Origin of the sequence: Actinomyces oris (assembly GCF_006546825.1) — a bacterium.
In the GTDB taxonomy this organism is placed as follows: Bacteria; Actinomycetota; Actinomycetes; order Actinomycetales; family Actinomycetaceae; genus Actinomyces; species Actinomyces oris.
Genome location: NZ_VICC01000004.1, coordinates 86093 through 96919 on the forward strand (window position 1 = coordinate 86093; position 10827 = coordinate 96919).

At 70.7% G+C, this 10827-nt stretch carries 9 protein-coding genes; 5 read left to right on the top strand and 4 right to left on the bottom strand.

Annotated elements, in window-relative coordinates; genetic code table 11:
- From FK267_RS04610 to FK267_RS04625, 4 genes are all read right to left on the bottom strand, one after another.
- Nucleotides 1-735, bottom strand: a complete 735-nt coding sequence (locus FK267_RS04610) for a response regulator (RefSeq protein ID WP_141406448.1) — start codon at nucleotides 733-735, stop codon at nucleotides 1-3.
- The gene (locus FK267_RS04615) at nucleotides 717-2612 is read right to left on the bottom strand and encodes a sensor histidine kinase (RefSeq protein WP_373693219.1); all 1896 of its coding nucleotides are present in this window, start codon (nucleotides 2610-2612) and stop codon (nucleotides 717-719) included. Before FK267_RS04615 ends, FK267_RS04610 begins: the two co-directional genes overlap by 19 nt.
- A gap of 38 nt (nucleotides 2613-2650) precedes the next feature.
- Nucleotides 2651-3553 (bottom strand): ABC transporter permease, encoded by a 903-nt coding sequence (locus tag FK267_RS04620; RefSeq protein ID WP_141406449.1) that lies wholly within the window; start codon nucleotides 3551-3553, stop codon nucleotides 2651-2653.
- Between the two features lie 67 nt (nucleotides 3554-3620).
- The gene (locus FK267_RS04625; protein WP_141406450.1) at nucleotides 3621-4589 is read right to left on the bottom strand and encodes an ABC transporter ATP-binding protein; all 969 of its coding nucleotides are present in this window, start codon (nucleotides 4587-4589) and stop codon (nucleotides 3621-3623) included.
- Nucleotides 4590-5023: 434 nt separating this feature from the next.
- Between FK267_RS04625 and FK267_RS04630 the strand changes: the two genes are divergently transcribed.
- From FK267_RS04630 to FK267_RS04650, 5 genes are all read left to right on the top strand, one after another.
- Nucleotides 5024-6019 carry a Bax inhibitor-1/YccA family protein gene (locus FK267_RS04630; RefSeq protein WP_141406451.1) on the top strand — a complete coding sequence of 332 codons (996 nt, stop codon included), beginning with the start codon at nucleotides 5024-5026 and terminating at the stop codon, nucleotides 6017-6019.
- Nucleotides 6020-6235: 216 nt separating this feature from the next.
- The gene (locus FK267_RS04635; protein WP_141406452.1) at nucleotides 6236-6643 is read left to right on the top strand and encodes an FKBP-type peptidyl-prolyl cis-trans isomerase; all 408 of its coding nucleotides are present in this window, start codon (nucleotides 6236-6238) and stop codon (nucleotides 6641-6643) included.
- 368 nt (nucleotides 6644-7011) lie between these two features.
- Nucleotides 7012-8898 (top strand): dihydroxy-acid dehydratase, encoded by a 1887-nt coding sequence (ilvD, locus tag FK267_RS04640; protein WP_010613899.1) that lies wholly within the window; start codon nucleotides 7012-7014, stop codon nucleotides 8896-8898.
- Nucleotides 8899-8979: 81 nt separating this feature from the next.
- A complete protein-coding gene (locus FK267_RS04645) occupies nucleotides 8980-9831 on the top strand; it encodes an ATP-binding cassette domain-containing protein (protein WP_141406453.1) in 852 nt (283 codons plus the stop codon).
- Nucleotides 9828-10778, top strand: a complete 951-nt coding sequence (locus FK267_RS04650; RefSeq protein WP_141406454.1) for an ABC transporter ATP-binding protein — start codon at nucleotides 9828-9830, stop codon at nucleotides 10776-10778. Before FK267_RS04645 ends, FK267_RS04650 begins: the two co-directional genes overlap by 4 nt.
- The last annotated feature ends 49 nt before the right edge of the window (nucleotides 10779-10827 follow it).

A 10827-nucleotide genomic window follows, 5' to 3' on the forward strand; every position in this document is an offset into this window, starting at 1 on the left:
TCAGGCCATGAGGCCGGTCTCGTAGGCGACGACGACGGCCTGGACCCGGTCGCGCACATCGAGCTTGGCGAGCACGTTGCCCACGTGGGTTTTGACGGTGGTGGCCGAGACGACCAGGTGCGCGGCGATCTCCGCGTTCGACATGCCCTGACTCATGAGCACGAGGATCTCCTTCTCGCGCGGGGTCAGTGACTCGATCCGCGGATCCGAGGAGGACTGCTCCGGCGCCTCCGAGCTCGGCAGGGAGGCGGCGAACATCTCCAGCATCCGCTGCGTGATGCGCGGCGAGACGACCGCCTCCCCTGAGGCCACGGTGCGGATCGCCTCAGCGAGCTCGGTGGGCCGGGTGTCCTTGAGCAGGAAGCCGGAGGCTCCGGCGCGCAGCCCGGCGAAGGCGTACTCGTCCAGGTCGAAGGTGGTCAGGATGAGTACGCGCGTGCCCGGGCACTCCTGGGCGATGCGCTCGGTGGCCTCGATGCCGTTCATGCCCGGCATGCGCACGTCCATGAGGATGACGTCGGGGTGCAGGGCCCTGGCCTGGGCCAGGGCGGAGGTGCCGTCGGAGGCCTCGCCGACGACGGTGATGTCCTCCTCGGCCTCCAGCACCATGCGGAAGCCCATGCGCATGAGCGCCTGGTCGTCGGCGAGCACGACGCTGACCGGGCCGCTGACCTCGCCGGGGTGCTCCGACCCTCCAGGCTGGAGAGGGTCGCCGCTCACAGGGGCGTCTGCCATGAGAAAGTCCCTTCGTCATGCTCGTCCCAGCGCAGGACCGCGCGGACTCGCCAACCCGTGGGAGTCGGGCCGGCCTGTACGGTCCCACCATAGACCGATGCGCGTTCGCGCATGCCGATCAGCCCCTTGCCGGATCCGTGCATCGGGCGCGTGCCGGGGGCGGCCTCGTTGTCCACGGTGAGGACCACGGTGCCGATGTGCCGCTCGACGTCGACGCTGACGGCCGGTGTCGTCGGTGCGTAGCGCAGCACGTTGGTCAGGGCCTCCTGGGCGATGCGGAACACGGTGAGCTGGAGGGCCTTGTCCGCTGGGAGCGCCGCACCCACCCACCGGTAGGTGACCGGCACCCCCGCCGCCACGAAGCGTTTGACGAGCTCGGTGATGTCAGCCTGCTCGGGGGAGGGGGCCAGGGGCAGGTCTCCGCGGGAGCGGTCGCCCGCGCCGTCGGTGGCCTGCTGGCGCAGGTTGGCGATGGGGACGCTGGGCTCGACCGGCGTCACCGTCCCCAGGGGGGCGAACTCGGGCACCGGCAGGTCGCGGACCTCGTGCTGGCGGGCCGACGACGGCGATTCCCCCGAGGGTGCAGGCGGCTCCGGGGACTGCGGGGCCTGTTCTGCTGCCACCGAGGGGTCCTCCCGCAGGACCCCCACCAGGCGGCGAGTGTCGGCCAGGGCGCTGCGTCCGGCCTCGGCCAGGGTCTCGATGGCCTGCTTGGCCGTGGCTGGATCGCGCTCCACGATGGCGGCGGCGCCGTCGGCCATGGTGATCATGACGGCCAGGGAGTGGGCGACGACGTCGTGCATCTCCCGGGCGATGCGGCTGCGCTCCTCGGCGGCCGCCAGCAGCACTGCCTGCTCGCTGGCCAGGGCCATTCGGGCCGAGCGGAGCTCCATGGCCTTGAGCCTCAGACGGGCGGAGCGGGCGTTGAAACCGACCAGGATGCTGACCAGGAGCAGGAGAAGGATAATGGCGGTGTTGCGCAGGATCTCCTCAAGTGTCAGGCCAGGATTTGTCAGGATGACGTCCAGCACGAGCACCACTAGGGAGACCGTCCCCGCGGTCCATGCAACAGCCGGCCGGCGGTGCGAGGTGACCGTTCCCAAGCCGATGGGGACTGATATCAGCCCCATGCCACTGACGCCGACGGCCGCGTACAGCAGCTGCTCCGCAGTGAGGTGGAAGACTCGCAGGACTGCGAACTGATAGATCTCCGGGATCAGGAGTATCGCAGTCCAGCTCCACACAGGGCAGCGTCTGCGAAACGACAGCGCGGTCCCCATCAGCGCGATCGCGATCAATGCCAGGGGCAGGATGGGGTAGGCCTTCACCGGGTTGCTCGGCCGCAGGAGAAGCGTGACGCCCATGATGAGGGTGTAGGCGACGATGCCGGCAGCGATGGAGATATCGGCGATCGTCGGATGGCGGTGGTACCACTGGCTGATCGTGCGCAGCGGGCCCCGGGGCTCGGGCTGGAGCTCGACGTCGTCCTCGGTGGGCGTGTCGGTGGCTGGACGGCCGGGCTGAGGGGCTGGCAGCTGGCTGGACATAGGGCTCAGTGTGTCATTCCAGGGGGTCGTGATCGACGTCGATTTGTACGGCTGAGGCACCCGCTTCCGACGATGGGGGCTCTTCCCTTCATGGTCGGAGGCGGGGATCGCCGAACCGGGGGAGGGCGTCGCGGGCAGGGAGCGGATGAGGCTGCGCAGGACCGTGGGGTCGGTCAGGGCCGAGGGCAGCCCGGCGCCCGCCCGGCTCTTCTCGACCGATGCGGCTGTACAGCCGGGGGCGTCGGCTACGGAAGAGGCAGGAGGGGCGCCGGGGTCCTCGTGGGGAGAGGAGGGACCGGAGGCCTGGTGAGAGGACGCGGGGGCTGACATGGGCTTCGCCTCCGGCTGACGGCGGGGGAGTCGCCCGCTCAGGCGTCGCGCCGGGAGAAGACGAACCAGGCGGCGATGAGCGGGATGAGCGCCCAGGCGGCGAAGACCGCGATGGACTGGCCGTGGGTGAGGAACTGGGCTCCCTCAGCGCTCGACTGGGCGGCCTCCGGCAAGGGGTTGGACACAGCCGAGGAGACGGAGATCGGCAGGCATTCGATGATCTTGTTGACCCAGTTCCACTGACCGGCCGCGAGCTGAAGCGGCAGCAGGATGACGAACAGGAGGGAGACGACGACGGTGATGGCGCCGGCGGTGGAGCGCAGCAGGAAGCCGATGCCCAGGGTCATCAGCGCGATGCCGGCGAAGACCAGGCCTGAGCCCCAGATGTAGCCGGCGTAGTGCGCGTCGGTGAGGGAGCCGGCGTGCTCGCCGAGGAAGGGCTTGGAGATCGCCCAGGACAGGAAGACGGACAGGCTTCCCAGAAGGAAGGAGACGATGGCCAGGACCACGGCCTTGGCCAGGAGGAGATGCCCGCGCCTGGGGACGGCGGCCAGGGAGGAGCGGATCTGACCGGAGGCGTACTCCCCGGTGATGACGAGGGCTCCCAGGACCGAGACGACGATCTGCCCGAATGCCAGACCGGTGGTGATGAGGTCCTTGGCCGACTCCTGGCCCTCCGGCCGCTGCCCGGACGCGATGGCGATACCGGCGCCGAACAGGACGGTCAGGGCGATGGCGATGAAGGAGGTGATCCAGGTCGAGCGCAGGGACCAGAGCTTGATCCACTCGGCGCGCACGGAGTGCAGGAGGGTCTGGCGGCCCTGAATGTGTGGGCCGGCTGGGCGCGGGGCGGGGCCTGCGGGGGCGGTCCCGACGGCGGTGCGCACCGGGGCGGGGCTGGCTGGGGCGGCGGAGGCGTGTGCGGGGCTGTGAGTACTCATGGCTGGCCTTCTGGAGTGAGACGGATGGAGCTTCTGGTGGCGGGCGTGGCGCGCTGGCGTGCGGGCCTCAGCCCCGGGCAGAGGCCCGCGGCACGACCTGTGGCACGGCCTGCTGCACCTGGTTCTGGGAGGTGGGATCGGCGCGGTACTCCACGGAGTCGCTGGTCAGAGTCATGTAGGCCTCTTCGAGGCTGGCGCGGATGGTGGTGAGCTCGTGCAGGACGATGCCGCCCTGGGCGGCCAGCTCGCCGATGGTGGCGGCGGTGGTCGCGGTGGTCTCCAGGACGTTGGGGGCCACGGGCCGGGCGGCCAGGTTGCGGGAGGCCATGAGCTCGGCGAGCTCGGTGGCCTGAGGGGAGGCCACGCGCACCCGGTCGGTGGTGGCTGAGGCGATGACGTCGTCGACCGGGCCGGCCGTGAGGATCCGGCCCCGGCCGATGACCAGGAGGTGGTCGGCGGTCTGGGCCATCTCGCTCATGAGGTGGGAGGAGATGAACACGGTGCGGCCCTCGCCGGCCAGGCGGCGGCAGGTCTCACGCACCCACTTGACCCCTTCGGGGTCCAGGCCGTTGACGGGCTCGTCGAACAGGAGCACGCCGGGGTCGCCCAGCAGGGCTGCCGCGATGCCCAGGCGCTGGCCCATGCCCAGGGAGAAGCCCTTGACGCGCTTCTTGGCCACCGAGGCCAGGCCAGTGATGTCGAGGACCTCATCGACCCGCTTGGCGGGGATGCCGTTGGAGGCGGCCAGCTGGCGCAGGTGGTTGCGGGCGCTGCGCGAGCCGTGCAGGCCCTTGGCGTCCAGCAGGGCGCCGACCTCGCACAGGGGGGCCGACAGCTGCCGGTAGGGGCGCCCGTTGATGGTGACCTTGCCGCTGGTGGGCTTGTCCAGGCCCATGATCATGCGCATCGTGGTGGACTTGCCCGCCCCGTTGGGACCCAGGAAGCCGGTGACGGTGCCGGGCTCGACGGTGAAGGAGATGTTGTTCACCGCGGTCTTCTTGCCGTAGCGCTTGGTGAGATTGACTGCCTCGATCATGATGTTCTCTCTTCCACGTGGGCCTCTGGCCAGGGGGTGGATGGATCTCCGTGGTTCCTCCAGGGGGCTGCTCCCACGGAGCAACCGGATGGCTCCAGCCTAGGAATGCGCCGTCGTCGGCGAATCGGCCGAGGTGACGAACCCGGGTTCGGCCGGGGCGGGTCCGTCAGGGGGAGGAGGGTCCTCCTGGAGGATGAGAACCGATCGGTCGATGTGACGCCGTAGGGCGTCGAGGAGACGGCGGCACTTGGTGCGCGAGTGGGGATCTCTCCCCACATGGCTACGTTGTGAGGGAAATAGGTTCCCCTGACCGGGCGGGGGCTGCGCATAATATGCGCAGTTTCCGGTGCCGGTCCGTGGCGGCCGGACTGGACTGCGAGCGGCGGCCTCTCCGGGCCGACGGTCCCAGCCCCCTCAGAGAGGATGAGAGGAACATGTCCAATCCCTTCTTCAGCCGAAGCACCGCCTTCAAGGAAGGCGGCCATGCGCCCGGGACCGCCCCGGCCCAGACGCCCAACGGCTACCCCACCATGCCCGGCTACCAGGCCGGCCAGTACGGCCAGCAGGCAACCGGCTACGGCCAGCAGTACGGCCAGTACGGCAACCAGTACGGTCAGGCCGCCGGCCAGTACGGCAACCAGTACGGTCAGCAGGTGGCCGGCTACGGCCAGGTGACTCCCGAGCAGATGGCCGGCCTGGAGACCCAGTACCAGGCGCCGTCGGCCACCAACGCGGACATGCGACGCATGACCTACGACGACGTCATCATCCGCACTGCCGGCATGTTCGCCGTCATCCTGGCCATGGGCGCCCTGACCTGGAGTCTGGTGACCAATGAGGCGACTTTCGGTATGGGCGCCGCGGCGGTGCTCGCCGGCGTCATCGGCAGCATCGTCCTCGGTCTGGTCAACAGCTTCAAGCGGGAGCCCTCCCCGGCCCTCATCCTGGCCTACGCGGCCTTCGAGGGACTGATGCTGGGTGGCGTCTCCGGCGTCATGGAGGCCCGCTACGAGGGCATTGTCGTCCAGGCCGTGCTCGCGACGCTGGCCACCTTCGGCGCCATGCTCGCGGCCTACTCCTATGGCGGCTTCCGGGTCCAGGGCAGGTTCCGTCGAGTGGTGGTCGTGGCCACCTTCGGCTACATGATCTTCAGCCTCATCAACTTCGTCCTCATGGTAACCGGCGCCACTACCGGCGCCTGGGGCCTGCGCTCCCTGACCATCATGGGGATCCCGCTGGGAGTCCCGCTGGGAATCCTCGCGGTCATCCTGGCCTCCTTCTTCCTGGCGATCGACTTCGAGTCCATTGAGAACGGGGTGCGCAACGGGCTGCCCCGGCGCTACGCCTGGGCGGGGGCCTTCGGCCTGGTCGTCACCCTCGTGTGGCTCTACGTGGAGTTCCTCCGCCTGCTGAGCTACTTCCGCGACTGAGCGCGGGGCCGGGCCAGGTTCGTCCGGTCCGGTCTGACGCCACCACCTCGGCTGGGGCCGGGACGCATGTGATGCGTTCCGGCCCCAGCTGTGTATGCGCAGCGTCCGTGCCCCTTCTCTCTGCCACCCCGGCTGCTGTCCGCCTCGGTCACCGGGTTCGCGCTGGGCCGAGGCCCGCTGAGGCGTCGAACCGGGGGCCTCACGTAGGCTCACCGCATGATTAACACCAACATGCCCTCCGTCGAGGGCGCCAAGGGCACGAAGCCCACGCTCACCTTCCCCGGGACCGAGGCCCCCGAGGGGCTCCAGGTCCAGGTGCTCGACGCCGGTGACGGCCAGGTGGTGGAGGCCGGCGACACGATCGTGGCCAACTACCTGGGCCAGATCTGGGGCGGCGACGTCTTCGACAACTCCTACGACCGCGGCCAGCCGCTGAACTTCCAGGTCGGCGTCGGCATGGTCATCCGCGGCTGGGACGACGGCCTCGTGGGCCAGCGCGTCGGCTCGCGCCTGCTGCTGTCCATCCCCTCCGAGCTCGGCTACGGCGACCGCGGCGTCCCGCAGGCCGGCATCCGCGGCGGCGACACCCTCGTCTTCGTCACGGAGATCCTCGACGTCATGTGAGCCGGGCCCACTGAGCTGCTGACCGCGCGTTCGCACGGTAGGTGCCCAGGACCGCACCCTGACAGTGCGTCCTGGAGCCCTGCTGTGCGAACGCGCGTCTGCTTCCGTGACGCAAGCCCGGTGTTCCGCAAATCGTGGCGGTGAGCGAGGCCCTCCTCGGGTGCGGGACGACGGCCCGAGACCGCGCCGGGGGTGGCCTTGGCGCGTCTCAGTGCGTCTCAGCGCGTCTCAGGGACAGGAAGCGAAGCGGCGCCCGGAGCCAACGAGGGCTACGCTATGGCAACACGGCGTCGTGAAGCGCTGGCCACCCCCTGAGGCCGGCTCCTTACGACGCCGTTCCAGTCCGTCTGCCCAAGAAGGAATCGCTCATGCCGCAGTACCGCAGCGCCACCTCCACCCACGGCCGCAACATGGCGGGCGCCCGTGCACTGTGGCGCGCCACCGGCGTCAAGGACTCCGACTTCGGCAAACCGATCATCGCCATCGCGAACTCCTTCACCCAGTTCGTCCCCGGGCACGTGGGCCTGCGCGACGTCGGACGCCTCGTGGCCACCGAGATCGAGGCCGCCGGGGGCCTGGCCAAGGAGTTCAACACGATCGCCGTCGACGACGGCATCGCCATGGGCCACGACGGCATGCTCTACTCCCTGCCCAGTCGCGACCTCATCGCGGACTCCGTGGAGTACATGGTCAGCGCCCACTGCGCCGACGCCCTCGTGTGCATCTCCAACTGCGACAAGATCACCCCGGGCATGCTCATGGCCGCCATGCGCCTCAACATCCCGGCCATCTTCATCTCCGGCGGCCCCATGGAGTCGGGCAAGATGACCGCCGCCGACGGCACCACCCGCAAGCTCGACCTCATCGACGCCATGATGGACGCCGCCGACCCCACCGTCTCCGACGAGACCATCAGCGCCATCGAGCGCCTGGCCTGCCCCACCTGCGGCTCCTGCTCGGGCATGTTCACCGCCAACTCCATGAACTGCCTCACCGAGGCCCTCGGCCTGGCCCTGCCCATGAACGGCACCCTGCTGGCCACCCACGCCGACCGCGGCGAGCTCTTCAAGCGCGTCGGCCACCAGATCGTCGAGATCACCCGGGCCTACTACGAGCACGACGACGCCTCCGTCCTGCCGCGTTCCATCGCCACCAAGGCGGCCTTCGAGAACGCCATGAGCCTGGACATCGCCATGGGCGGCTCCACCAACACCGTCCTGCACCTGCTGGCCGCCGCCCAGGAGGCCGAGGTCGACTTCACCATGGCCGACATCGACCGCCTCTCGCGCAAGGTCCCCCACCTGGCCAAGGTCGCGCCCTCGACGAACCTCTACCACATCGAGGATGTCCACCGCGCCGGCGGCATCATCGGCATCCTCGGCGAGCTCGACCGCGGTGGCCTGCTGGAGACCACCACTTCCAACGTCCTGGGCACCACCCTGGGTGAGGAGCTCGCCGCCTACGACATCGCCCGCCCCGGCCCCGACGGCGTTCCCGGCTCCCAGGTCAGCGAGGAGATCCGCACCGGTTACCTCGCCGCCCCCGCCGGCGTGCGCACCACCGAGATGTTCTCCCAGGCCTCCCGCTGGGAGTCCCTCGACACCGACCGCGCTGCCGGCTGCATCCGCGACATCGAGCACGCCTACTCCGCCGACGGCGGCCTGGCCGTCCTCTTCGGCAACATTGCCGAGAAGGGCTGCATCGTCAAGACCGCCGGCGTGGACGAGTCGATCCTGACCTTCTCCGGGCCCGCCGTCGTCTTCGAGTCCCAGGAGGACGCCGTCGCCGGGATCCTCGGAAAGCAGGTGAAGTCCGGCGACGTCGTCATCATCAGCCACGAGGGACCGCGCGGCGGCCCCGGCATGCAGGAGATGCTCTACCCGACCACCTACATCAAGTCCATGCACCTGGGTAAGGAGTGCGCCCTGCTCACCGACGGGCGCTTCTCCGGGGGCACCTCCGGGCTCAGCATCGGCCACGTCTCCCCGGAGGCGGCAGCCGGGGGGCTCATCGGCCTGGTGCGCAGCGGCGACGTCATCGACATCGACATCCCGGGCCGCTCCATCTCCGTGCGCCTGAGCGAGGAGGAGATCGAGCGCCGCCGCGCCGAGGAGGAGGCCCGCGGCGAGGACGCCTGGACCCCGCACGTGGACCGCCCCCGCAAGGTCTCCGCAGCGCTGCGCGCCTACGCCATGCTCGCCACCAGCGCCGACCTGGGCGCCGTGCGCGACCTCAAGCGCCTCGGCATCAAGTAGCTCTCAGCGGCCGTCAGGGACGACCAGGGTTGACCAACTGCATATTTGAAAATCGTTGTCACTTGCACCTAGGGTTTGCGTGTGACAATCGTTCTCAGATCGCTGGTGGTGCGATCCGGCAGCACGACGTTGGTCAACGGCGTCGCCCTCCGCCTGGCCCCCGCAAGCCGGACCGCCCTGGTCGGCGCCTCCGGGGCGGGCAAGTCCCTCACCTGCGCCGCGCTCGCGGGTACCCTACCGGCCTCCCTGGAGGTCGCCGGCTCCCTGACCGTTGAGCCCGACGTCGCCGACGCAGGCAGCGACCCGCGCGCGAGCTCCGACCAGGCGGACAGGGCAAGTGGCGTCAACCTCCTGGGTCTGCCCGCCGCCCGGCGCCCCCGGGGCAGCCGCATCGCGCTGGTCCCGCAGGACCACTCCACCGCCCTGCACCCGCTCATCGCGGTCGGCCGCCAGATCGCCCTGGCCTCCCAGGCCGCCGGACGCACCCGGGACGAGGCAGATGAGCGCGCCACCGACTACCTCTACGCCGTCGGGCTCGACGAGTCCTTCGCCGACCGCGTCCCCGGGCGCCTCTCCGGAGGTCAGCGCCAACGCGTCAGCCTGGCCCTGGCCCTGGCCGCCGAACCCGCCCTCATCATCGCCGACGAGCCCACCACCGCCCTCGACGTCGTCGCCCGCGCCGAGATTCTCGGGCTCCTGAGCTCCCTGACCAGCCTGCCCCAGGCCCCCGCCCTGCTCCTCATCACCCACGACCTGCCCGCCGCCGCCATCTGCGAGAACATCGCCGTCCTCCACGACGGCGCCATCATCGAGTCGGGGCAGACCCGCTCCGTCCTGACCCGCCCCGAGCACCCGGTCACGGCCGCCATGTGCGAGGCCGGCGCCGAGGAAACCATCGACGGGGCCCTGGCCGCAGCGGGAGCCGCCGCATGAGCGGACTTGAGACCCGTGGCCTCAGGCGCTCCCACCCGGGGGCGGGCGGCGAGCGGCGAGAGGTGCTGCGCGGCGTGGACCTGCGCCTGGAGCCGGGGGAGAACGTGGCCCTCATCGGACGCTCAGGATGCGGCAAGACGACGCTGCTGCGCGCCCTGCTGCTGCTCGACTCCCCGGGGTCGGAAGACGCCGGCGAGATCCTGCTCGACGGCGAACCCGTGCGCCGAGGCGGAGCCCGAGCGCTGCGGGCCTTCCGTCGGGCGGTGCAGTACGTGCCCCAGGACGCCGCCGCCACCCTCCACCCGCGCCGCTCAGTGCTGGCGCAGGTGGCCACCCCGCTGCGCACCCTGGGGGTGGTGCGCGACCGTGAGGAGGCCACCAGTCGGGCCCGGCGGGTGCTGGAGAGCCTCGAGATTCGCCGCGAGATATGGGAGAGCCGGCCCCACGAGATCTCCGGCGGCCAGGCGCAGCGGGTCTCCATCGCCCGGGCCCTGGCCCTGTCCCCGCGCTATCTCCTGCTCGACGAGCCGGTCTCCGGGCTCGACCCCGCCCTGCGCCGCCAGACCCTCGACCTGCTCGCCGCCATCGAGGCCGGCCCCGAGACTGGCCCCGACGCCGACACGAGCGGTGAGGGAACGCCCCCCGCCAAGTCCGGCGCGAGTGGTGAGCCTGAGCCCGCCCCGGCTGGTTCCGGCGCTGTGCCCGCCCCAGCTGCTTCCGGCGCCGTGCCCGCCCCAGCTGGCTACTGCGCCGTGCCCGCCCCAGCCCTGCTAGTGGTGTCGCACGACCTGGCCGCCGTCGCCCGCGTCTGCCAGCGGGCCCTGGTCATGGACGGCGGCGCCATCGTCGAGGACGCCCCCATGCGCCGCCTCCTGACCGAACCCGCCCACCCGGCCACCCGCGCCCTGCGCGACGCCGTCCCCACCCTGCCGACCGCCACCGACTGACGACCTCCCCGACCGATGACACCCCGACAGCTGACACTCCGACACAGGC